This is a genomic window from Paenibacillus endoradicis (assembly GCF_024721975.1).
In genome coordinates this window covers 442,157-465,605 of the sequence record NZ_JANQBB010000002.1, presented here as the reverse complement: position 1 = coordinate 465,605, position 23,449 = coordinate 442,157, and the positions used below count along the sequence as shown (strand labels likewise).

The following is a 23,449-nucleotide window of genomic DNA, read 5'->3' as shown; positions in this document are numbered from 1 at the left end:
CAGTTTATTAAATTTAAGCCTGAGCAATCACTTGGAAAAGTGATTGCTCAGGCTTCTTGTTTTTCTAATGAGGTAGTCTCGTTTTAGATGGAGAACGTAAGTATGCATATTGTGAAAGCATTTGCTATAATACTTTCTAATTAATGAAACTTGGCATATATCTTTTTTATTATGGTCCTTTCTTTTGTTAAGAAATGGTTGAATGAAAAAGCGTTGCTCCTAGCATAATGTAAGAAAGAGAATCAATTGATGAGCATACTAACGGAGGGCTTAATCATGCAAGCTAGTCAATCACTAAAAATATTTTTGCTAGCGGGTGTAAAAACAACGCCGTCTGCCTTTCATGCGCTAGAACAAGCATTAGTTCACAATATGCAACAGAAGGGCATTACACCTGATATTGAACTTTTATTTCCATATGGCGATGCTGAGCGTAGTTTAATGCGCCAATTATATGAAGTACGTGCAGACCTTTCAAGGCGAGCAAGGCTTGCTGGCTATGGTGGAAGAAAAGTCTGGGAACGTATTAATTCGTATTGTGAAGTTCCTAAGCTATTGTTGATAGGACATAGTGGGGGCGGAGTAGCTGCATATCAGATAGCTAGGAAACTTCATGAGGACCAGTTACCGATTAATTCTAAAGTCGTTCAAATAGGCTCACCGAAGACGAGAATTATTCCGCAACTAAAGGAACGGGTTGGATATATACATTCCATAGACAATAACGGTAAAGTAAAAGATCCTATCAGTCGTTTAGGGAGCTGGGGAGGGTGGAGTTCACTTACATCAGAAATACCTTTACCCCATTGGAATTCTCAGAAATATGCACCCGGATTTATTGAAGGTATTCATACAGTAGGTGGACATGCGGATTATTTCCGGCAGAGTGAACAATTTAGTGATGAACATCATGCGTGTAATTTAGATAAGACCATGTCTAGTCTCAACGCTTACTTGAAGGAATGGCTGTAATCCGATACACTAAATAGATATTGGATACTAGTTCATGTTTCAGTTGTGCTTTCTTATAATGAGAAGGATAACGAAAAGTAAGTGAAGAGTTTAGGGGTGAAAAATTGGCTAATACACATACCTATTCAAAGGGTGAGGAAATTGCTAATGCGATAACTCACGGAATTGGTGCATTATTAAGCATCGCAGCATTAGTATTATTAATTGTTTTTGCTGTACTGAAGGGAACGGCTTTGCACGTAGTAAGCTTTACGATTTATGGTTCATCGATGCTGCTATTATACATAGCTTCAACGCTAGTACACAGTTTCCCAGAAGGAAAAGCAAAAAGAGTATTTGAGTCATTCGATCATTCATGCATATATATTTTCATTGCTGGTACGTATACTCCAATCTTGTTTCATACTGTTCAAGGAACTTTAGGTTGGGTATTATTTGGCATTGTATGGGGAATCACGGTAGTAGGTATCGTTTTCAAATCGATGTTCGCTAATCGTTTCTTATTTACCTCAACCATTCTTTATATTTTAATGGGATGGTGTATCGTTTTTGCTTGGAAGCCACTAACTGCTAATTTAGCAGCTGAAGGTGTAACTTTATTGGTCGTGGGTGGGATTCTATATACCGTGGGCACAGTATTTTACATGTGGCGTAGCTTTCCTTATCACCATGCCGTATGGCATCTATTTGTACTTGCTGGCTCGATCATCCACTTCTTTGCAATCTTTCTATACATTTTACCAGCTTAAGTTATTTCGACACTAGGACAGAAACCTAGTGGTGAGGCACAAATAGCGGAAGCGACTTGAGGCATATCTTCAGATAAATTATGAAAATAACTTGATAGCAGATGATTGGATGCTACTGAGCCTTGTCGGAAAGAACGTTGAACCTCACCCTTCACATGCAAATAGAAATAAGTTTCTTCAGTTTGTGGAGAATGATAGACCAATGTAGGCAAATGCGGGACGATATCGAATTTATTCTGTATTCTCCAATGAATAGGGACTGTACAGTTATAAGACTTAACAAAGGTAGGGTCTCCAACTCTTGGAGCCCCAAATGTGTAAACAATCGGACTCTTATAATTTGAGTTAGTAGCAATATCAATAGCTGCCAGAGTCGCTAATGCCCCGCCTAGACTATGTCCAGTAATGAATAGAGGTAAGTCAGGTTTAAGTAATGTTAACAATTGAAATATTTGTTCACGAAGAGCTAAATAAATGTCGGTAAACCCTTTGTGGGTATTGCCGACATTTTTTGTTGGTGTAAACTCCATTTGTTGTGCCTTAAAGTCATGAACCCAGTCCAAAGCAGTATTCGTACCACGAAATGCTAAAATAGAATATCGATTTGAAGTGATGATAAAACCATAACGATCATTTTCGATTCCCATATCTGATGTACTGAGTGCCCCTACGAGTCTATAATCATCAGGAATAACAAATAGTCCAGTTTCTTTGTTTGTGAATTGCACTTGTGTTTGTCCGCAAATCGCTGCAAGAAATAATGCGCTGGGTAGATCAGGCTCTTGCACCTGTGCTTGTAGCTGTAGCCTATTCATATTTGATTACCTCCGATTCTAAGGAGTAAGTATTCTCTATACTATGTAAGGAGGTTACAATGGGTAACTGCACAGATAAAAGAATACGCAACATTCATACATACTTATAGTGTATTAACACATAGACAGCCATTTCATTATTTGTCTATAATAGGGTTGTTGCTAGTGCGGTTAAAATTCTAAAAACCTTTTTCAGGAGGAATTTGATATGACGTTACAAGTTGGTATTATCGGTACTGGTTGGTTTGCAGATAAACATGCGCATTTATTATCCCAACAAGAAGGTGTAAAGGTTACTGCAATAGCTGCTAGTTCTCAACAGAAAGCAGATCAATTCGCTAGTACCTTTAACGACGCGAAGGGATACAGCAATATCGAAGATATGCTTGATGCAGGTAAATTAGATGCTGTATACATATGCACTCCACCATTTGCACATGGACATTTTGAACAAGCATTAATCGAGCGCAATATTCCTTTCTTAGTAGAAAAACCTCTTTCATCTGAAGCAGAATTACCTATGCAGTTGCTACAGAAGATTGAAGCCAAACAATTAATTACATCAGTTGGCTATCATTTTAGATATATGGACAGTGCAGATAAGGCTAAGCAGTTACTTGCTGATCGAAATATTGCGATGTCACTAGGTTATTGGATGGGGGGAGCTCCAGGCGGCACGTGGTGGCGTAGACAAGAACTTTCTGGTGGTCAATTTGTGGAACAGACGACGCATATCGTTGACTTATTACGCTATCTTGTAGGAGAGGTTACAGAAGTATATGCAACATACAGTGAAGGGATATTGGCTAAGCAAGATTCTAATGCTAATGTGGCAGATGCAGGCACGGTAACCTTGAAGTTAAGTAATGGTACAATCGCAACGATTAGTAATACATGTATTATTCCTGCTGGCTACGAGAGTGGACTACATGTTTATACAGATGCTGGTAAGTTAGAAATAGGTCATGGTGGTTTGAAAGATATAACTACTGCCTCAACAACGGAGTATCACAATCAAAGTAATCCGTATGAGAATGAGGCTAAAGCATTTTTACATGCTATTCGCACTGGTGATGTTTCACTTATTCGTTCAAATTATGCTGATGCATATCGCACGCACCAAGTTACAATGGCTGCTAATGAGTCTGCTTCAACTGGTAAAGTGATCAAATTAGGATAGGATAAAATTTATACAAAAAGGGCTCAGCCCAAAGTCATTAGTAATGACTTTGGACTGAGCCTTTCGTTTAATTATCGAAGTTTCCGAGATGGTAGTGGCTGATCATTGGCGTATTCGGTCACAACTTTTTCTGGTTTTTCAGGTGGTTTTTCTTTTTTATTCCGTGATTTACGAGATGGTAGTTGAGAGAATTTTTCAAGTTCTAACGGTTTGAGTATATTTATGCTAAGCTTTGAAAGTTGCTTGCTTTTTTTGCGATGCATAAGAATATCACCTGTCCAGCCTCGTTTCCATAATAGAAAATATATGAAGCTGGTAATAATCAAGATTGCACCTAATGTGTATAGAAAACCAAGGGGTTCATTTTTGAAAGGTAACCATATAAAATTGCTTCCCCAAATAGCTCCAAACAGTGTAATTGGTAAGCAAATAACAGTGAAAATAGTTAAAGTTCTAATAATTTCGTTACCACGAAAATTAGATAGTGCGTCATCTACAGAAATAAGTGTATCAATTTCCATAGCATAGTGCTTCAATAAACTATCGATGCGGTTAAATCTATGCTGCATTCGGATATAACTATCTGAAGCGGTTAGCGTGTCTAGAAAGGCTTCTTTCGATAATCCTTCTAACTCACGAATAGGTAAATATAAATGACTGAAATGCAGGAGTTCATATCTTCGTTCAATGATATCATCTAATAAGTCTTTACGATTTCGTTCACGCATATCTAATTCTAATTGACCTAATCGTTCCTCAAATTGATCTAAGCCAATATCTAAGCTTTCAAGAAGAATACCAATCATGCAAAAGAAAGCCTCAGGGGCACTATGACATTGTTCATAGAGAGGTAGATGATCTAAGTTTTGTAGTCGAAGTGGAATTCTTGTATCTGATTGCATCGTAATCAATTTATTAGAAGCTAACCAGAAATGAAAAGGAGTAATATCTTTCGTATCTTCAGACAACTGAATAAGTATTGTACCATGAACAATAACTCCGTGATTTTCAACATGTTGCAACACTATATTGTTAGTGGTCCGATCATAACTAGATTCAATCCACTGGGATACTTCTGGATGCGCTCGCATTAATTCATATTTCTCACCAGAAAAACGTTCGTTTTCTTTTGTTAATTTAGACTTAAATTTAGTTTGTAACTCATGAATTACTGGCTTGTGTTGAAGCTGCAGAACATGCCATTCCCAGCCCGTCATATAACGAAGATTTCGATGGATCAAATGATCTGCCTCCCCCTTCTAAATAGATCTTCTCTAAATTACATCATAACGTAATGATAAGTCCTACACAACCTAATCGAACAAAATATACATTCTTAGAACAAATCTCTAAAATTTCGACATTTTGAGTGATTGCTTCCTCTTTGGGGAATAACAAATTGTATAGAACATTATGATTTTTTAATAAAAAGTTTTAGCGCACGCTTTCGAGGATACTTTTTATTTACAAGAAATTAATCAAGTAGCTAATAAAAAGTTTTAGGAGGTTTTTACTTTGATTACTCAAGTGTTATTGTTTCAAAGTCAGCATGAGGTAGCCCAAGCTCTGCATAAATTAGAGGCTAATGGATTTACGAAAGATCGACTGAGTATTCTTGTAAAGGATTTGGAACATAGCAAATTACTCAATGCGGAGACATCGATTCACATTGATCTACTTTCAGAAATTGCATTAGCGAACGCACATGGTGACAATGATAATGAGAATATTTTTATTACTCCATTTTTCGTTTCACAAGCTTCAATGCAAATACCAATGAGCGGGATGCCTGGTGTAATCGTTGGGGAGTCTAATGAGCAGCGTGGTATGGAGGCACTTCTTGCATACGGTCTGAATGAAAGTGTAGCAAGTGCTTGCTTACAGGCATTGCGACATGGACAGTTTATACTATGTGTTTCAGACTACGAAGCAGAAAACTCATTGTTTGATAGCTTATATATGTCGTTTTCAGACAACACCGACTGGATTCCTGAAACGAATGCAGTACAAATATTGAATAATTTATAAACTTCCCAAGTAAGCTTCATATTCGATGTTGAATATGAAGCTTATATCACTTTGTTATCAAATTCTGCGTCGGTACCTCTATCGGTCAAGCTTAACTATGTCTGCTAGATCACTCATTGCAGAAGACCCAGATACAATGTTCGTTAACAACTCTGCTCCTAGCATACTTGAGACAGTGCCGTTTCCACCATAACCAAGAATATACATAATGTGTTTATCTTCGGGATCTACACCGAGATAAGGTAACTGGTCTGCTGTTTCCGCAAAAGTAGCATTCCAGCTGTAATCAATTTGGAGATCATAATCGGGAAATAGTTTGCGTAGTTCTTCTAACAATGTATTATTATGAGCATCTATAGATGCGGTATTATGATTCGGAGTTTGAGTAGTCTCATCAAGACCACCAACGATAATTCGTGAGTCTATTGTCGTACGTAAATACAAATACGGACGAGCAGTTTCCCAAAGCATATATTTTTCATGCCAACTGGATAGATCAGCCACAGGATTTGTAACAATAACATAAGAGCGATTAAGAGCCGAATGAAAGAGCTTCTGATGAAGTTGTTCCGGCTGATAACCAACAGCATAGACAATATATTCGGCTTCTACTTTATTAATGTTGTTTACGGTAACGTGGTATTTGCCATCAGATAATCGCTCATGATCACTCACAATTGATTTTTCATACAGATGACAACCTTGTTCAGTTAAGTATTGTGCCAAACTTAATACAAATAGATGAGGATTCACTTCAGCATCGCCATGTGTCACTAATCCAGTACCTTTTGAGAAAGGAAAATGTTGCTGTATTTGTTGACTTCCCCATAACTCACAAGGGAAATCCAAACTTAGCAGAGCTTCATATTCTTGCTGAAGCTTAACGATGTCTTCATCGGTAGAACAGTACTGCATACTTGTCCGAGGACGGAAATGTGCATCACCAACATGTTGTTGAATATTTGAAGCGATACGCTTTAATTGATCTAACGCTCGAAAACAATATTGATAAAATGTATCTGCTTTTTCACGGCCTATGGCACTTCTTAATTCACTTAACATGATATCATTGCAATATTGTAATAAGCCCGTACTAGCTAATGAGCTACCTTCCGCAATTTGATCTCCTTCAAGTAGTACAAAATCAATCCCTTGTTCATGTAGCATATAAGCCATTAATAGGCCGGACATACCGCCACCGACAATAAGTACCTTTGTAGTTAAATCATTATCCAATGATGACCATTCTGATTTTTTAGTATGAAACGTATTCCAATAATAATCTCCTGTATGAAGTTCCTTCATATTGTTCACCTCGCAAATTAGTATATCCATTAATTCATTTGATCAATTACTTGCTTTCGATATGAAGTAGGGGATTGCTGGTAACGTTTTTTGAATTGTTTAGAGAAATAGAGAGCATCCTGAATACCTACCGAAGCAGAAACTTGCTCAATTGTTAATTCAGTTCTTTCTCTTAGCATTCGCCGAGCAGTATCTAGTCGCAGCTGTAACAAAAAAGTACTAGGAGTAACGCCGATTTTTTGTTTGAATATACGGGAAAGATAAGCCCGATTATAACCAAGCGCTTCCGCCATATGTTCGATAGAAACGGGGTGCGTGTATTGGGTTGTTAAGTAATGGACCATTTGATTATGCAATTGATGTTCATTCGGCTGTTGTCGAAGTAAGTATTGATCAGAGGGTTGCTGTGCCCGCCCATATTCGGTCATGATCATATGAAGAACACCAGAGGCATGTATGGATGAAGTGGGATGACTGTAGCGAAAAGCTTCTAAAATATCTTGATAGTAGCTCCCAACAGGTTCAAGTGGGACATTATTCATTACTTCACAACCAGAGGTGAAACCAGCTATAGTTACGAGATGTTCTGCTTGCTCTCCTCGAAAAGCGACCCAGCGATAGTGCCAAGGATCATTATTATCGGATTCATAGGAAATTAATTCATTAGGACGAATAAGAAAAGTATCACCTGCATTTAATTCGTAACGATTATGCTCTGTAATAAAGCTTCCGCTACCTGAAAGGACGACATGCATTAGATAGAAATCATACACTTTAGGACCAAGTCTATGATTAGGTTTCGTATGACTTTCACCTGCAAATAACACATGAAGCCATTGCTGGTTAGGTTCTGTCATATTAGGATTAGATGCTACACGGTACGTTTCTTTCGTAGATTCTTCGTCGGCATAATGTTGGTTTGGCTTCAGGAGTTCATGAGAAGACTGTTCCATAATGTCACCTATCCTTTCTTGTCTACAGTTTATCATGGAATAAGCACTAAAGTCACATTAATCCATATAGATTTCACTTGCCACCATTTTGTTAGTACTTAAACTGCTATATACTGAATGCAATATCACTTAACAAATTTGATGAAAAAGGAATGTGATAACATTGGCTAATATTCAAGAACTTAAAGAACAATTTGTGCAACGCTTCGGAACTTCTACTGACGATATTCAAGTATTCCACGCTCCAGGGCGCGTTAACTTAATTGGTGAACATACAGATTACAATGGCGGTTATGTTTTCCCAGCTGCCCTAACTTTTGGAACAACTTTGCTTGTACGTAAACGCGAAGATAAAGGCCTTGGTCTTGCATCTACAAACTTTGCTGAAACAAAAGTATTAAGTATTGAAAGCGTTGTTTACGATGAAGCAGATGACTGGATGAACTATCCTAAAGGCATTGTTAATGAAATTCATCAAACGGGTGTGATTTTCAGCTCTGGTTATGATCTTCTATTCCACGGTGAAATTCCAAATGGTGCAGGACTTTCTTCTTCAGCTTCAATTGAAGTAGTAACAGCATTTGCTTTACTAACATTAGAAAATCAACCTCTAGACACTGTGAAAATCGCACTTATGTCTCAAAAATCAGAAAATGAATTCAATGGTGTACAGTGCGGTATTATGGATCAATTTGCTGTAGCTAATGGTAAGAAAGATCATGCGATTTTACTTATGTGCGATACGCTTGAATATGACCTTGTACCATTCAACTCAGGTGATTATAAATTAGTAATCGGAAACACGAATAAACGTCGTGGTTTAGTGGATTCTGCATATAATGAACGTCGTGCACAATGTGAGCAAGCAGTTCAAGATTTACGTGCCGACTACCCAGAGTTGACATTACTTGGTCAATTAAATATTGAGCAATTCAACGCATCCAAACATCTTATCAAAGACGAAGTTGTTTTGAAGCGTGCGCAACATGTAGTAGAAGAGATTGATCGTGTACTTCAATCGATGACAGCATTAAAAGCAAATGATCTAGTTCAATTTGGTCAATTAATGAACGGTTCTCATGATTCACTTCGTGATTTGTATGAAGTAACTGGTCATGAACTTGATTCACTTGTCGCAGCAGCGCGCAAAGTTCCTGGAGTATTAGGCGCTCGTATGACAGGCGCAGGTTTTGGTGGTTGTACGGTATCTCTTGTTCATGAAGATTCTATTGAGCAATTCAAAGAACAAGTTGCTACTGAGTATACAGCAGAGACTGGTCTTGTGGCTGACTTCTATGTGTGTACAATCGGAAACGGCGTAGAGCAACTAAAGTAGTTCAAAAAGCGGACTTTGATAACGCTGATTATGCTGAAGCAGCATATTCAGCGGCGAAGATGCCATTCATCGCTTGCTTTGGTGCTCACGTACCAGAAACGTACGTTGCGCTCCTCACGTCACTAGCTTCATGGCATCTTCTTGGTTCTGAAAGCCCGCTTTTTGAATTTTCATTATAAGAGGTAGTTCAAAAAGAGGGGTTATGCTTCGAAGTTATGCAGGTAGCTTAATTAATGGTGAAAATAATACAGAAACAAAAAATTGGTATATGCTTTCGATGAATTTTTCATAAATAGGAAGTTTTATCAAGAAGTAAACAAATTTTAGGAGATGATAACATGGCAGTTCTAGTTACAGGTGGCGCGGGTTATATTGGTTCTCATACGGTTGCAGCTTTACATGAGCGTGGAGAAGAAATCATCATTCTTGATAATTTACAACAAGGTCACAAAGAGGCGCTTCTAGGCGGTAAGCTTTATGTTGGAGATCTTCGTGATAATGATATTCTTGATAAAGTTTTTACTGAAAATGAAATTGATGCGGTTATTCACTTTGCAGCTAACTCTCTTGTTGGTGAAAGTATGAAAAACCCTGGTAAATATTATAACAACAACGTATTTGGAACGCTTTGCTTACTTGAAAAGATGAATGAATACAATGTTAAGAAAATCGTATTCTCTTCTACAGCAGCAACTTATGGCGAGCCTGAAAGTGTACCTATCGATGAGTATGATCGTACTACTCCGACTAATGCTTATGGTGAAACTAAGCTAGCTATGGAAAAAATGATGAAATGGTTTGACGTTGCTTACGGTGTTAAATATATTTCACTTCGTTACTTTAACGCTGCTGGCGCACATGATAGTGGCAAAATTGGAGAAGCACATGATCCTGAAACACATCTTATTCCAATCGTACTTGAGGCCGCGTTAGGCAAGAGACCACATATCTCTGTATTTGGCGATGACTATGCGACTGAGGATGGAACATGCATTCGTGACTATATCCATGTAAGTGATCTTGCAGATGCTCATTTACGAGCAGTTGATGCATTGCGTAAAGGTTCAGACAGCGCTGTTTACAATCTTGGTAGTAGCCATGGATTCTCAGTGAAAGAAGTTATCGACATCGCTCGTGAAGTAACAGGCCGTGAAATCCCAGTTGTAATGGAACAACGTCGTGCAGGTGACCCCGCAGTTCTAGTTGCTTCGTCAACTCGTGCTCGTGAGGAACTTGGTTGGAGTCCTGACCGTAGTAATCTGAAAGAAATTATTGCAAGTGCTTGGAGTTGGCATGTTAATCATCCAAACGGATATAACGAGTAACATTATTGCGCAGCAGGAAGGAATGTCGTTATGATAACACAAACTACTACATCTGCAGAGCAAGCATTATTGCAAATTGAACGTTTAGTTCAATTTGCACATCAACAGCAGATGATTCAAACAGCAGATATTGATTTTGCAAGAAATGCATTATTAGATCTTTTCAAATTCGATGAGCCATACGAAGGTAAAGTTCTTTCAGAACAATTAAGTTCTCCAGTGGAAGTATTGGAAGGTTTACTTGATTATGGTTTTGAAATTGGCTTAATTCCTGAAGAGACTTTAACATATCGTGATTTGCTTGATGCGAAAATAATGGGATTATTAATGCCACGTCCGTCTGAACTTATTAGTATTTTTCATAAACTTGCTGAAGAAAAAGGGATTTCTGCAGCAACGGATATGTTTTATAAATTAAGTATTGATAGCAATTATATTCGCATGGATCGTATCGCAAAAAATCCAAGCTGGCTACATCCAACAAATTATGGTGATCTTCAAATTACAGTCAATTTGTCTAAGCCAGAAAAAGATCCTAAAGAAATTGCTTTAATGAAAACTTTACCTCCTGCAAAGTATCCGAAATGTTTGTTATGTGCAGAAAATGTAAATTATGCAGGGCGTGTCAATCATCCTGCTAGACAAAATTTAAGAACAATTCCTATTGTTTTGCAGGGCGAACAATGGCATATACAATATTCTCCATATGTATACTACAATGAACACAGCATCGTATTTAAAGGCGTTCATGAGCCAATGGTTGTGTCTCATAGTTCAATGGCGCGTTTACTTGATTTTGTAGAACAATATCCACATTACTTTATTGGATCGAATGCAGATCTTCCTATCGTTGGCGGATCAATTCTATCTCATGATCATTTCCAAGCAGGTAAACATGTCTTCCCGATGGAAACAGCACCAATGGACTCAAGCTTCACTTCTGAGAAGTATCCTAGTGTGAAACTTGGAATTGTTCAATGGCCGATGTCAGTAATCCGTTTGCAAAGTAGTTCCAAAGAAGAAGTGAAACAATTAGCTGCTACCATTCTAGATCAGTGGAAAGCATACAGCGATCCATCGGCGGATATCTTTGCTTTCACTGAAGAGACACCTCATAATACGATTACACCAATTGCACGTTTACTAGACAATGGTGAATATGAGCTTGATCTTGTACTTCGCAACAACCGTACAAGTGAAGAGTTCCCTGATGGTATTTTCCATCCACATCAACATCTGCATCATATTAAGAAAGAAAATATTGGTCTAATTGAAGTTATGGGACTTGCAGTATTACCAGGTCGCTTGAAAGAAGAACTTGCTCAAATCGCAGATTTATTAAGCAATAATAATGCTGCAGCAGTTGAAGCAACATTAAGCGAAGAGCATGCTCTTCATAAACATTCTCAATGGATTGTTGAACTAGCAGAGCAACATGGTACTAGCTTGTCTGTAGCAGCTGCTAATGAATTAGTGCAATCACAAACAGGTGAAAAATTCCTAGCTGTGCTGCATGATGCAGGTGTATATAAACGTACAAAAACCGGTCAAGCGGCGTTCAAATCGTTTATTAAGTCGCTCGGCTTTCAACAATAATGTGTTAAAGTGATAAAATATTAAAAAAATTCCCATTTGTTTCTAACAAATGGGAATTTTTTTGTTGTAATTATATAAGGGATATGGTATTTTTTATGTAATTATGAAATTTCATAGTGATATTTAGTATATTTGGCTAGGCTTGAGCTTTCGAAGTTACTTTTATTTACAAGAAGTCGCATCCAATGAAGTACATAAAAGTTTAGGATGGAGGGGTTGTAATGGCTGAAAAGATGTTACCACTAGATGAATTTCTAAAACTAGATTCTGATGAGCAGGTTGAGAAGCTTAAACGTTGGAAAATGGATTACACGCTCAAAGATATTCGTGAAACGTGGAATTTCAAGCATTCTGCGCAGTATTATATGCTACTTAAAAAGTTACGTATTTACGAGCGTGTTGTGAATAAGTCAGATAAATTTTATCCACAACCAGATACTCAACGATTAGGTGCAGACGGCATCTGGAGAAATTTTAACGGTAATGGATTCAATACACCAAGCGATCATTTTAACTTCCATCTGAACACGAAGCTTTCAGGAACTGAACTAGCAGATAAGCTAGAAAGAATTGCTTTCTTCTTACGAGGTGAACCGAAAGAAGTCGATGTGAAATTTTCAATTATCGTTACTGAGAACGGGAATTCTGAAGCTTAGTTTTTGTACAAGTATAATAATAAAGACTGCTCTCGTCATCATAGGTGACGTCAGAAGCAGTCTTTTTTTGTGCTAGTTACGTAATTTTCCTAATTCTGAAACAATCGCTTCAACTTCACTAATGCTGAAGTTGTTTTTGGAAGTAATCACTTCATATATGTCCTTAATATCTTCATATTTGCTCAAATTATAACTTGAAGCTTGCATGGCTGCCGCAGATGCCATTTTTAATTTGGATTTGATTTCTTCGATCATAATGACCATGTTTTCCATTGATGCTTCTTGTAAGTCCGCCATTCTGTACACCCCTATCTAAAATAAATGCAGTTTCATCTAATTTCTATTCATTATTGTAACATGATTTGTTAATTGAGACGCAACAAATTGAACTGATCTAGAAAATTCGCTACAATAACAATACGTTGGTATTAATTATAATAAGAAAGTTCTTTTATTATAGAAAGGAAATTTCCATGCAGCAACTTATGGAGCAATTGTTGACGCAGCCGATTGATGTGAATAATTCTATCTATACACAAGTCATGCAAGACTTACAACCTATTGTGCGGAAGGGCTTACGGAAAGATGATATTGTATTTGTATGTATCGGTACAGATCGCTCAACCGGTGATGCTTTTGGGCCAATTATGGGAACAGTACTGCAACAATTAGCATTTCCACATGTAATCGGTACTTTAGCTGAGCCATGTGACGCATATAAGGTAGAACAAGCGGTACAACAACTCCCACAACATAAATTAATCATTGCAATCGATGCTTGTCTTGGCAATGATAAAACCATTGGTACTTTCATTATTAGAGAAGGGTCCATCCAACCAGGAGCAGCAACGGGAAGAAGATTACCCGCAGTTGGACATTATAGTATTGCAGCAGTTATTAATGAAAATGGACCAAAAGCCTATTGGAAAATTCAAAATACATCACTATTTACTGTATTAGGGATGGTCGCTACTTTGAGACAAGCAGTGATCAAGACTTGGGCATTGGAAAAGGAGATATAGCGCTATGGAAAATCAATATTCGGTGTTAACACTAGCTACGAATGAGTATACTTTATTAACTGGTGAGACTATTTTCTATTACGATTCTGCACCACAAGCAGACCAAGAGCTAACAACGATCGTTCTTTTACATGGATATTGTGGAAGTTCAGCATACTTCTCAAAGTTGATCCTATTGTTAAGTGATCAATACCGTATTCTCGTGCCTGATCTTGTAGGACATGGTAAATCTACGGCAAGTGAACAAAGTACTTATACAATGGAACTGGCGGCGTCCTGGATAGATGAATGGATCTTGAATACAGGAATAAACAATGTTCATTTGTTCGGACACTCACTTGGTGGATATATCACATTGGCCATAGCTGAGCGTAATCCAACTTATCTACGCTCGTTCGGACTACTTCATTCCACAGCGTTGCCAGATAGTGATCAAGCAAAAGCTAATCGGGATATTGCTATTGAAACCGTACAAGAACAAGGAGTTGCAAGCTTTGTATCAGGACTAGTTGTGAAATTATTCGCTGAACCTGAATCGCAACCTACTTTACTAGATTACGCTCTGAAAATTGGCCAGATAGCATCACCTAGCAGTGTTATTGGCTATGCTAAAGGGATGCAACAGCGATTAGATAGAACGGATATTATTAGAAATGCATCATTACCTGTCTTATTGGTATCAGGTGGGAAAGATCGAATTGTTACATCAGAAGGCACTTTCGCAGGCAGTAATCAACATACCTCTTGTCATATCATAGCTGATTCAGGACATATGGGGATGCTCGAGACACCAGAGCAGCTTACTTTAATTATTAAACAGTTTCTGAACTAATGGAACATGATTTGGAAGGAGATATACAACAGGTGAAAGAAGACAACCAGCTAGTACAATTACAAAAGGAACTTCAACCATGGTTAACAGCAGGTACGCTATATCAAGCTATTCTTAGCTCACCGAAAATAAAGGGTGAACAAAGTGCTAACAAAATCGTTATGAGACCTGTTCAATTAAAAGAAGGTTTATTTTACCAGTTTGAATCATATTATAACAATAAAGTGTTACACCAAAATATACCGGCTGCAGAGGCGGCGGAAACACTACTTCCTCTTATTCAAGATCAATATAAGCAAACTCTTATTAAAGAGAAATCTACACATCTGCATATTCTTACTAATAAAAAAGGTTTGCTTTCTATTAAAAGAAAACGTAATGAAGAGCAAATTCCTGAGCAGATCATCCAACAACATAACCGCCAAAAGCGCCGTGTGCTTGAAGAGGGGACACCAATTACGTTTCTTGTTGAACTAGGAATTATGACATCTGATGGTCGTGTTCATGCCAAGAAGCAAGATAAGTTCCGCCAAATTAATCGTTTTCTTGAAATGGTAGAAGATGTACTGGACTATTTACCGACAGATCGTACGTTGAAAATTGTTGATTTTGGATGCGGAAAATCATACTTAACCTTTGCTCTCTATCATTATCTTAGTGTTGAACAGCAACGGAATATTGAGATTATCGGTTTAGATCTTAAAAGTGATGTTATACAATTGTGTAATGACCTTGCACAAAAATTGGATTATAAGTCGTTATCTTTCTTAGTAGGTGATATTGCTGATTATGAAGGATTATCACAAGTGGATATGGTCGTTACGCTTCATGCTTGCGATACGGCAACCGATGCAGCGATCGGGAAAGCTGTCAATTGGGGTGCTTCGGTCATTATGTCAGTGCCTTGCTGTCAGCATGAGTTATTTCCGCAAGTAAGTAATGAAATTTTCACGCCATTATTTAGTCAAGGATTGTTGAAGGAGCGTTTCGCAAGTCTAGCGACAGATGGAATCCGTGGTCAGTTACTTGAAAGTATTGGTTATCGTGTACAGATGTTAGAATTTATTGACCCTGAACACACTCCGAAAAATTTATTGATCCGTGCAGTTAGACCGGATGTCCTAAGTTTTAATGAACAAAAGTGGGATCAATATCAACAGTTTAAGCAATTTTTAGCTGTTGAGCACAGTTTAGAGAAAATACTTAAGTCTCATTTACCATCTTAAATCTAGTCTAAAGACTCTTGTATTCGTAAAACATGCTGTTAATGTAATTGTAGTTTGATAGATATTTTGCTATAGTGGAATAAGTTGGATACTTAAGTGGGTGAAATTGATGGGAATCACAATGTTAATCGATTTTGGTGTTTTTCTAGTCTTATTAGCCTTACTAGTTTTTCTTATATTTACTAAAACGATGTCTATACTTCATCGGGTCTATTTAGCGTTGCATCTTGCATTTATGCATTGGGCATTTTTGCAATTTGCTGCTTATACGACCCCATACTTGCCATATAAATTTTTGTTTGTTCAATCCTCTTATGTAGCATTATCATTAACAGGTTTAGGTTCTTTTGTATTGACATTGTATATTATGAATAAAAGCTCCTTCTTCAAAACCTTCACATTTAAATTATTATTACTCCCATGCATATTGGCAGTTGTATTTATTTTAGCGAATCCTAATGAACTTTTTCTAACGTTAAATCAAGATGTAACATCGGCTAAAGTATTTGCATATGGAAAATTATTCGGTCTTGTTATTGGACAAATGTTCATTTATGTTATCATTTCACTAACTATGTTAACATGGTCTTATATCAGATCAGCTCATCGAAGTGTAACTCGTAAACTTAGTAAATTCGCGATTAATGGACTTGGTCTATTAATGCTTTTCGGTATTATAGATCTTTTTATTAATATTATTAATATTTCTTTATTTAGCTCATATTTTCCAATTTTATCGATTGGTATGATGTGTGCTGCTTTCTATATGACGTATCAGTTAAATAGAATAAATGTATTAGATATTATTGACCTGGCACATCGTGATGTAATGAATACGATGTCGGTTGGTATTCTTGTGTTAGATAGAGATAGTTTTATTGTTGAGATGAACAAACATGTGCAAGATATTATTCCGTTGCAAATAGGAAGCTATTTCGATATGAAATTAATCCAAGACCATATCCCAGATACGGATTGGAGTAAAATTGAGAAACAATTTATCATCCGAAAAAACGATCCATATTATAAGTTAGAGTTTGAGATATATACGAAAAATCCGACAGAAAGCTATTTGCAAGTACAATCAACTCCAATTTTGAATCAAAGATCAAAGTTGATGGGGTATATGTTTACGATGCATGAAGTGACTGAAATCAAGCAATTAGCTGAGAGTACTAAGAGACAAAATACATTACTTCAGCAGAGAAATTCAGAATTAATTAAAACGCAAGAAAAATTATATGAAGCGAATAAGAAGTTGGAAAAGATTGCAATTACAGATGTGCTAACAGAATGTTATAATCGTAGATACCTTATGCAGTTTTTGGAATATGAATTACCACGTAATATTGCGAACAGAGTACCTTTCACTATAATCATTATCGATATAGATTATTTCAAATTAATAAACGATGCTTACGGCCATTTGAATGGAGATGTTGTGCTAGTTCAGACTGCACGTAAAGTTAATGAAACAATACGCAAACAAGATATATTGGCCCGTTATGGTGGCGAAGAATTTATTATATATTTACCGCAGTTATCTAGAGCTGAGGCACAACAAAAAGCAGAGGATATCAAAAATGAAATAGAGAACAATCGAATTTGGATTGAGGAAGTGAAGGATGAGATTTCAGTAACGATTAGTGTAGGCGTTGTAACGTTTGAAAATTACGACCAATTCCATATTACTGATTCTAAAGTTCTATTACATGAGATAATGAGTTTGGCCGATACAGCATTATACGAAGCAAAATACAAGGGACGAAATTTGATCGTTAACCGTAGTTTTGCTATCTAGAGATTAGGTCGTTATACATTATGTATAACGACCTATAGACATTACTAGGCAAAGAAGAAAGCAGGGACATTGTAATGAAAAGAGTGCACATAGATTTAGTGAGTGCAGGCGATATTATTGCGAGAACCATCTTCCAAGAGAACGGGAATGTATTACTTGGAGCAGGTGTTGAACTTACAGTTCGATATATAAGTAGACTTCGTAATATGGGTATAGATTATCTATACATAGATGATAAACTTACTGAAGATATTGTTCCCGATGAACCAATTTCAGATGCAACACGTTCAGCTGCAGTCAACGAAGTGTATAAGACGATGAATGCTTTTAAAGATAATGAATTAAGTAAAGGAAGAATTATTGCTCCAAATATGGGGAAAAACTTTAGAGACGTCTTTGGAAGCATTATGACTGATCTATCGGCTCGTCCTAATATACTCGTTAATTTAGGTAGCATTCATTCAGCAGATTCTTATTTATTTCAGCATTCTGTTAATGTTGCAATACTTTCTGGGGTCATTGGAATTGCAAAAGGATTCAATCGTAACCAATTAGAGGAACTAGGTATTGGAGCGTTGTTGTACGATATAGGTATGACGAAAATGCCAGATAAACTACTAAAGCAAACGGGAGATCTTTCGAAAGAGGAACGTCAATTATTAGAAACACATCCTCGTGAAGGATTTGATATTTTACGTAAGTATCATGATATATCATTAGTATCAGCGCATTGTGCCTTACAGCATCATGAGCGATTCAATGGCACAGGGTATCCAAGGAATTTAACAGGCGATGAAACACATATATATGCCCAAATTGTTGGACTAGCAGATATGTATGATGCATTAATTTCTCCTCGTCCACATCGTAAGCGCTATACAACGAGTGAGGCAATTGAATTTCTGTTTGCAGCAGGTGGCACATATTTCGACCATGAACTTATTAAATTATTTTGTAGTCATATCTCTATCTACCCGATTGCGACAATGTTGCTACTAAACACTGGGCAGACTGTAGTCGTTGTACATAATAGTGAACTTGCTCTTCATCGTCCAACGGTAAGAGTATTGAAAGAAGCGGATGGCTCCACGCCTACATCGCCTTACCAATTAGATCTGAAAAATGAACTTCATATTACAATTGTGAAGGAATTATAAAAGTAATAGCAATAAGATTAGGTCATTCGAAGTTTCGTATGACCTATTTGTTGTATAGAACAACCCATGAAATGGCAGCTTCGCAGCCGAATCGACTACGAAGATAATCATCATGATCACAAGCGACTGTTAGGAACGACCATTCCAATAAAGGTTCAAAACATTTGATTGTCAGCATCAAGAAGATGCCATGAAGTTAGGGAAGTGAAGCGCACAGCGTACGCTATTGGTACGTGAGCACTGGAACAACCGATGAATGGCATCTTCGCAGCCTAATCGTCTACGGAGCCAATCATCATGATCACAAGCAACTGTTTTGAACGACCTCTAGTAGTATTTGATTGTAATGATAATTAAGGTAGAATAAAGAGTATCTGTTTCGATTACTTGTGAAGTAGGAGTGAAAGCTATTGGATGAGTTTTCTCGAATTCGATATTGGAATGAGCAACGTCAAGATCCGACTCTGAAGAAAAGCCTAGGGGTAATTGTAGATATTGGTGATGATGCTGCAGTCGTTTCCTTACCTTATCAAGATGAATCGAAACAATATCAATCTGAAACGTTATATACTGTAGATACGATGGTTGAAGATATACATTTCTCAAGTATGACCACAGATTTTGAGCATATTGGATACAAGGCTTTAGCTTCGAATCTATCGGATATTGCTGCAATGGGTGGAATCCCTTTGCATGCATTGATTGCTATAAGTGTACCTGATCATTATTCAGAGGATCAGGTTATGCGAATATATAATGGGATTTACGACTGTGCGAATAGATACAAAGTAGCTATAGTTGGTGGGGATACTACTTCATCACCTCATAGCTTAATCATATCAATTACCGTTATTGGAACGGTAGAACGTAATAAGGCTATATTACGCAGTGGCGCAAAAGTTGGAGATATTGTATTTGTAACTGGTGTTCCAGGGCAGTCTGCAGCAGGTCTGCACGTCCTCCAACATGCTGGTGAGAGTCAATACCAACGATCAATCATAGAACCGTTAATTCGAGCGCATCAACTGCCTGAACCACATTTACTTGAAGGAAGATTACTGAATGCTTCTAATAAGTGCCATTCGCTCAATGATGTTAGTGATGGATTAATAAGTGAACTTGCTGAAATCGCGAAAGCTTCTTTTGTTGATATTATTATAGACGAGAATCAACTACCGCTATCTGAACATATGTCACAATATGCTACGCAAAGTAGGCAGCCATTGTTTGATTGGGTTCTATACGGTGGGGAAGACTATATTCTAGTTGGTACTGCAGATAAAGAACATTTTGCGAGCATTCAAACAAGCTTTCACGAGCAGCAATTACAGCTCTATGCCATTGGAGAAGTTGAGCAAGGAAATGGAGCAGTATGGATGGAAAGCTGGAATTATCAGTTCCAATTGAAAGAACGTAACCAAATAGTTAATAGAGGGTACAATCATTTTACTTAATGAGTGGTGAATAGTAATGAATATTGAGATGAAGCAGTGGCAACTAAATATTACGTCACAACAAGAAACAGAGAGTCTAGCAAGAAAGTTATCAGAGTTAGCTTGGGGTGGCATGGTTATAGCGTTAGACGGTGATCTTGGCGCAGGAAAGACAACCTTTAGTAAATCGTTTGCGGCACAATTAGGCGTGAAAGGTATTGTAAGCAGTCCTACATTTACGATTATTAAAGAATATAAAGGTAGAGAGTTACCATTCTATCATATGGATGTATATCGACTTTCGATCGAGGAAGCTGATGAATTAGGATTGGATGATTATTTCTATGGGCAAGGTGTAACGATAATTGAATGGGCGAGTCTTATTACAGATATAATGCCTCCACAATATTTATCGTTATTTATAGAATATGTCGATGAAGAAGAGCGATTAATAACATTGAAAGCATACGGCGAGCAATATACTAGCTGTATAGAGAAATTGATAGATGGGAGTACATCACAATGATTAAGCAACATACTTTGCTAGCAATTGATACTTCTACGGCGACGATGGCAGGTGCTATCTTGCAACAGGATCAATTATTAGTGAAAGTTCAGACAGAAGCGGAACGTAACCATTCCATTCACATTATGACAAATATCGAACACATGCTGACAGAAGCAAAATTGTCGGTTCATGATGTTACGGCGTTTATTACAGGGATTGGTCCGGGCTCTTATACAGGCGTTCGAATTGCAGTAACAGCGGCAAAGACATTAGCATGGAGCTCAGGAAAACCAGTTATCGGTGTCTCAAGTTTAGAGGGATTAGCGTATGGTGCCTTACTTCAAGAACAAGAGCAATTACATCAAGGTAGTGTTGTAATAATTCCATTAATGGATGCTCGTAGAGGACAAGTGTATACGGCAGCTTTCCAAGCGAGTGGAACTGGTAAATGGGAACGTCAACATAACGATCACATTCAGTTGATGAATAATTGGTCTCAGTCAATACAAGAGCAACTTCAAAGTTATGCGCAAAATGGCATCACGGAGCTTTGGTTTGTCGGCGATGTAAATCTTCATGAGGAAGCAATTGAACTTGTGAAAGTGAATGCTAATGAACAATCGATTACAGTCCGTAGTCTGACTAGTGTAATGCAAGGCTTAGCAATTGCAAAGTTAGGAGAAGCGAAGCTTTCAACAATGTCGGAAGATGAACTGGCTGAAGTTCATGATCTAGTACCAAATTACGCTCAACTAACAGAAGCGGAAGTGAAGCAAAATGCTAAGGAGAAGGAAGAAGGTCAAGTATGAACATTATAGAAGATGAACTTGTTTTTCGAAAAATGACGCTTGATGATGTCCCTTGCATTGTTCAAATCGAATTAGATGCTTTTGAAACACCATGGACGGAAGAAGCTTTTCGTAATGAGTTAATGAATAACTTATTTGCACAATATATGGTCATGGAATATAGGGATGAGATCATCGGTTACGCTGGAATGTGGATTATTATTGATGAAGCACATATTACGAATATAGCCATCCTTACACCATATAGAGGTTTAGGACTCGGCAAGAAATTAATATATGAAATTCAACGAACGGCACAATTTCTAGGTGCACAAAAAATGACGCTAGAAGTTAGAGTAAGTAATATGCGGGCACAATCGCTCTATCGTAAATTTGGCTTCGAGGATGCAGGTATTCGTCCACAATATTATTCAGATAATAACGAAGATGCACTTATTATGTGGGCGGAATTGCAACAGTCAGTGAATGGAGTGAATGAACTTGAGTAATGAACTAATTCTTGCAATAGAGACAAGTTGTGATGAGACAAGTGCTGCTGTCATTAGAGGCGGCAAAGAAATATGCTCGAATATTGTATCTAGTCAAATCGATATACATGAGCGATTTGGTGGAGTTGTTCCAGAGATTGCATCGCGTAAGCATGTTGAAAGCATTACACGTATTATTGAACAAGCTGTCCAACAGTCAGGCTATCAAGCGACGGATTTAGATGCCATCGCTGTAACAGAAGGTCCTGGATTAGTAGGAGCACTATTAGTTGGCAATGTAGCAGCGAAAAGTTTAGCTATGTCTTTGAATATTCCGCTTATTGCAACGCATCATATTGCTGGACATATCTACGCGAGTCAGCTTGAGCATGATTTGCAATTCCCTTCGTTAGCGATTGTCGTATCTGGTGGTCATACAGAACTAGTATTATTACCTGAAGAAGGGAAATTCGTCATTATCGGTCGAACGCGTGATGATGCAGTAGGGGAAGCCTATGATAAAGTGGCTCGTGCGTTGAAACTTCCTTACCCAGGCGGTCCTTATATCGATCGTCTAGCGCATGAAGCGGATGAAGTCATTGTAATGCCAAGGGCTTGGCTAGAGAAGGATAGCTATGACTTCAGTTTTAGTGGCTTGAAATCAGCAGTATTAGCACAGATTAATCAGCATCGTATGAAAGGTTTGGAGCTGAATGAAGCAGCATTAGCTCGTGGATTCCAAGAATCAGTCATCGATGTTGTTGTAACGAAAGCGTTAAGAGCAGCTAAGCAATATGAGGTTAAACAGCTCGTATTATGCGGCGGCGTTGCTGCTAATCGAGGCTTGCGTGCTGTATTACAGCAAAAATGCGAAGAGAAAAGAATCCCACTTATTATCCCATCACCAGGTCTTTGTACAGATAATGCTGCAATGATCGGTGCAGCCGCGCATGTGAAGTATAAGCATGAGCAATTTGCAGGACTGGATATGAAGGCTGATCCAGGGTTATCGTTAGAGTCATGGTCAATTGAATAGTTTTATTAATGTTAAACCTATATAAATATGAAATGCAGTGTGCGAGAGATTATACGAAATAACCCCAATGATTAGATATTGATTCTAAAAATAGAGGTTCATTTCAATCGCACACTGCATTTTTTGTTAGTGTGAATATCGTTATCCACATATTAACAATAGGGTGTTAATAACTTCCATAAATACAATGATATTAAAGGATTTGTAAAAGATGAAAAAAATGATTATGTGTATAAAGTTTTC

At 37.6% G+C, this 23,449-nt stretch carries 24 protein-coding genes; 19 read left to right on the top strand and 5 right to left on the bottom strand.

What is annotated here, in order from left to right:
• Positions 1–276: 276 nt before the first annotated feature.
• Positions 277–972 carry a hypothetical protein gene (locus NV377_RS08240; protein WP_258200721.1) on the top strand — a complete coding sequence of 232 codons (696 nt, stop codon included), beginning with the start codon at positions 277–279 and terminating at the stop codon, positions 970–972.
• Between the two features lie 104 nt (positions 973–1,076).
• Positions 1,077–1,721, top strand: a complete 645-nt coding sequence (trhA, locus tag NV377_RS08235) for a PAQR family membrane homeostasis protein TrhA (RefSeq protein WP_258200720.1) — start codon at positions 1,077–1,079, stop codon at positions 1,719–1,721.
• Here trhA and NV377_RS08230 read toward each other — a convergent pair.
• The gene (locus NV377_RS08230; protein WP_258200719.1) at positions 1,718–2,536 is read right to left on the bottom strand and encodes a lipase family protein; all 819 of its coding nucleotides are present in this window, start codon (positions 2,534–2,536) and stop codon (positions 1,718–1,720) included. The genes trhA and NV377_RS08230 overlap by 4 nt on opposite strands.
• Positions 2,537–2,744: 208 nt before the next feature.
• Here NV377_RS08230 and NV377_RS08225 point away from each other — a divergent pair, with 208 nt between their 5' ends.
• On the top strand, positions 2,745–3,716 hold the full coding sequence (locus tag NV377_RS08225; protein WP_258200718.1) for a Gfo/Idh/MocA family protein: 972 nt from the start codon (positions 2,745–2,747) through the stop codon (positions 3,714–3,716).
• Positions 3,717–3,787: 71 nt separating this feature from the next.
• On the opposite strand, the gene NV377_RS08220 is transcribed toward NV377_RS08225, so the two are convergent.
• Complete coding sequence (locus tag NV377_RS08220; protein ID WP_258200717.1) at positions 3,788–4,957, bottom strand: magnesium transporter CorA family protein; 1,170 nt, start codon at positions 4,955–4,957, stop codon at positions 3,788–3,790.
• Positions 4,958–5,231: 274 nt separating this feature from the next.
• On the opposite strand from NV377_RS08220, the gene NV377_RS08215 reads away from it, so the two are divergent.
• A complete protein-coding gene (locus NV377_RS08215) occupies positions 5,232–5,744 on the top strand; it encodes a hypothetical protein (protein WP_258200716.1) in 513 nt (170 codons plus the stop codon).
• Positions 5,745–5,822: 78 nt separating this feature from the next.
• Here the strand turns inward: NV377_RS08215 and NV377_RS08210 are convergent, their stop codons facing one another.
• Both NV377_RS08210 and NV377_RS08205 read right to left on the bottom strand, forming a co-directional pair.
• Complete coding sequence (locus NV377_RS08210; protein WP_258200715.1) at positions 5,823–7,049, bottom strand: NAD(P)/FAD-dependent oxidoreductase; 1,227 nt, start codon at positions 7,047–7,049, stop codon at positions 5,823–5,825.
• A gap of 29 nt (positions 7,050–7,078) precedes the next feature.
• Positions 7,079–8,002, bottom strand: a complete 924-nt coding sequence (locus NV377_RS08205) for an AraC family transcriptional regulator (RefSeq protein WP_258200714.1) — start codon at positions 8,000–8,002, stop codon at positions 7,079–7,081.
• A 163-nt stretch (positions 8,003–8,165) separates the two neighbouring features.
• Between NV377_RS08205 and NV377_RS08200 the strand changes: the two genes are divergently transcribed.
• The 5 genes from NV377_RS08200 (at position 8,166) to NV377_RS08180 (ending at position 12,915) form a co-directional block, all read left to right on the top strand.
• Entirely contained in the window at positions 8,166–9,338 is a 1,173-nt protein-coding gene (locus tag NV377_RS08200; protein ID WP_258200713.1) for a galactokinase, read from the top strand.
• Positions 9,302–9,517 (top strand): hypothetical protein, encoded by a 216-nt coding sequence (locus tag NV377_RS08195; protein ID WP_258201169.1) that lies wholly within the window; start codon positions 9,302–9,304, stop codon positions 9,515–9,517. The genes NV377_RS08200 and NV377_RS08195 overlap by 37 nt, the downstream gene beginning before the upstream one ends.
• A 159-nt stretch (positions 9,518–9,676) precedes the next feature.
• Positions 9,677–10,663, top strand: coding sequence for a UDP-glucose 4-epimerase GalE (galE, locus tag NV377_RS08190; RefSeq protein WP_258200712.1), 987 nt, complete (start codon positions 9,677–9,679; stop codon positions 10,661–10,663).
• Between the two features lie 30 nt (positions 10,664–10,693).
• On the top strand, positions 10,694–12,259 hold the full coding sequence (locus tag NV377_RS08185; RefSeq protein ID WP_258200711.1) for a UDP-glucose--hexose-1-phosphate uridylyltransferase: 1,566 nt from the start codon (positions 10,694–10,696) through the stop codon (positions 12,257–12,259).
• Positions 12,260–12,480: 221 nt separating this feature from the next.
• Complete coding sequence (locus NV377_RS08180) at positions 12,481–12,915, top strand: hypothetical protein (protein WP_258200710.1); 435 nt, start codon at positions 12,481–12,483, stop codon at positions 12,913–12,915.
• 72 nt (positions 12,916–12,987) lie between these two features.
• Here the strand turns inward: NV377_RS08180 and NV377_RS08175 are convergent, their stop codons facing one another.
• Positions 12,988–13,212: a DUF1128 family protein gene (locus tag NV377_RS08175; protein WP_258200709.1), complete on the bottom strand. Its 225-nt coding sequence runs from the start codon at positions 13,210–13,212 to the stop codon at positions 12,988–12,990.
• Between the two features lie 176 nt (positions 13,213–13,388).
• Here NV377_RS08175 and yyaC point away from each other — a divergent pair, with 176 nt between their 5' ends.
• From yyaC to tsaD, 10 genes are all read left to right on the top strand, one after another.
• Complete coding sequence (yyaC, locus tag NV377_RS08170; RefSeq protein ID WP_258200708.1) at positions 13,389–13,937, top strand: spore protease YyaC; 549 nt, start codon at positions 13,389–13,391, stop codon at positions 13,935–13,937.
• 4 nt (positions 13,938–13,941) lie between these two features.
• The gene (locus tag NV377_RS08165; RefSeq protein WP_258200707.1) at positions 13,942–14,769 is read left to right on the top strand and encodes an alpha/beta fold hydrolase; all 828 of its coding nucleotides are present in this window, start codon (positions 13,942–13,944) and stop codon (positions 14,767–14,769) included.
• A 32-nt stretch (positions 14,770–14,801) separates the two neighbouring features.
• Positions 14,802–15,995: a class I SAM-dependent methyltransferase gene (locus NV377_RS08160; RefSeq protein WP_258200706.1), complete on the top strand. Its 1,194-nt coding sequence runs from the start codon at positions 14,802–14,804 to the stop codon at positions 15,993–15,995.
• 109 nt (positions 15,996–16,104) lie between these two features.
• Positions 16,105–17,796 carry a diguanylate cyclase gene (locus NV377_RS08155; protein WP_258200705.1) on the top strand — a complete coding sequence of 564 codons (1,692 nt, stop codon included), beginning with the start codon at positions 16,105–16,107 and terminating at the stop codon, positions 17,794–17,796.
• Positions 17,797–17,870: 74 nt separating this feature from the next.
• Complete coding sequence (locus NV377_RS08150) at positions 17,871–18,953, top strand: HD-GYP domain-containing protein (protein WP_258200704.1); 1,083 nt, start codon at positions 17,871–17,873, stop codon at positions 18,951–18,953.
• A 410-nt stretch (positions 18,954–19,363) separates the two neighbouring features.
• Positions 19,364–20,407, top strand: coding sequence for a thiamine-phosphate kinase (gene thiL, locus NV377_RS08145; RefSeq protein WP_258200703.1), 1,044 nt, complete (start codon positions 19,364–19,366; stop codon positions 20,405–20,407).
• Between the two features lie 16 nt (positions 20,408–20,423).
• Positions 20,424–20,912, top strand: coding sequence for a tRNA (adenosine(37)-N6)-threonylcarbamoyltransferase complex ATPase subunit type 1 TsaE (tsaE, locus tag NV377_RS08140; RefSeq protein ID WP_258200702.1), 489 nt, complete (start codon positions 20,424–20,426; stop codon positions 20,910–20,912).
• Positions 20,909–21,703, top strand: a complete 795-nt coding sequence (gene tsaB / locus NV377_RS08135) for a tRNA (adenosine(37)-N6)-threonylcarbamoyltransferase complex dimerization subunit type 1 TsaB (RefSeq protein ID WP_258200701.1) — start codon at positions 20,909–20,911, stop codon at positions 21,701–21,703. The genes tsaE and tsaB overlap by 4 nt, the downstream gene beginning before the upstream one ends.
• Positions 21,700–22,191, top strand: coding sequence for a ribosomal protein S18-alanine N-acetyltransferase (rimI, locus tag NV377_RS08130; RefSeq protein WP_258200700.1), 492 nt, complete (start codon positions 21,700–21,702; stop codon positions 22,189–22,191). The genes tsaB and rimI overlap by 4 nt, the downstream gene beginning before the upstream one ends.
• Positions 22,184–23,206 (top strand): tRNA (adenosine(37)-N6)-threonylcarbamoyltransferase complex transferase subunit TsaD, encoded by a 1,023-nt coding sequence (tsaD, locus tag NV377_RS08125; protein ID WP_258200699.1) that lies wholly within the window; start codon positions 22,184–22,186, stop codon positions 23,204–23,206. Before rimI ends, tsaD begins: the two co-directional genes overlap by 8 nt.
• The last annotated feature ends 243 nt before the right edge of the window (positions 23,207–23,449 follow it).

Coding starts and splice junctions, on each gene's coding strand:
- NV377_RS08240 (WP_258200721.1), top strand. CDS start 277: ATGCAAGCTAGTCAATCACTAAAAATATTTTTGCTAGCGGGTGTAAAA.
- NV377_RS08230 (WP_258200719.1), bottom strand. CDS start 2,536: ATGAATAGGCTACAGCTACAAGCACAGGTGCAAGAGCCTGATCTACCC.
- NV377_RS08225 (WP_258200718.1), top strand. CDS start 2,745: ATGACGTTACAAGTTGGTATTATCGGTACTGGTTGGTTTGCAGATAAA.
- NV377_RS08210 (WP_258200715.1), bottom strand. CDS start 7,049: ATGAAGGAACTTCATACAGGAGATTATTATTGGAATACGTTTCATACT.
- NV377_RS08205 (WP_258200714.1), bottom strand. CDS start 8,002: ATGGAACAGTCTTCTCATGAACTCCTGAAGCCAAACCAACATTATGCC.
- galE (WP_258200712.1), top strand. CDS start 9,677: ATGGCAGTTCTAGTTACAGGTGGCGCGGGTTATATTGGTTCTCATACG.
- NV377_RS08185 (WP_258200711.1), top strand. CDS start 10,694: ATGATAACACAAACTACTACATCTGCAGAGCAAGCATTATTGCAAATT.
- NV377_RS08180 (WP_258200710.1), top strand. CDS start 12,481: ATGGCTGAAAAGATGTTACCACTAGATGAATTTCTAAAACTAGATTCT.
- NV377_RS08175 (WP_258200709.1), bottom strand. CDS start 13,212: ATGGCGGACTTACAAGAAGCATCAATGGAAAACATGGTCATTATGATC.
- yyaC (WP_258200708.1), top strand. CDS start 13,389: ATGCAGCAACTTATGGAGCAATTGTTGACGCAGCCGATTGATGTGAAT.
- NV377_RS08165 (WP_258200707.1), top strand. CDS start 13,942: ATGGAAAATCAATATTCGGTGTTAACACTAGCTACGAATGAGTATACT.
- NV377_RS08155 (WP_258200705.1), top strand. CDS start 16,105: ATGGGAATCACAATGTTAATCGATTTTGGTGTTTTTCTAGTCTTATTA.
- NV377_RS08150 (WP_258200704.1), top strand. CDS start 17,871: ATGAAAAGAGTGCACATAGATTTAGTGAGTGCAGGCGATATTATTGCG.
- tsaE (WP_258200702.1), top strand. CDS start 20,424: ATGAATATTGAGATGAAGCAGTGGCAACTAAATATTACGTCACAACAA.
- tsaB (WP_258200701.1), top strand. CDS start 20,909: ATGATTAAGCAACATACTTTGCTAGCAATTGATACTTCTACGGCGACG.
- rimI (WP_258200700.1), top strand. CDS start 21,700: ATGAACATTATAGAAGATGAACTTGTTTTTCGAAAAATGACGCTTGAT.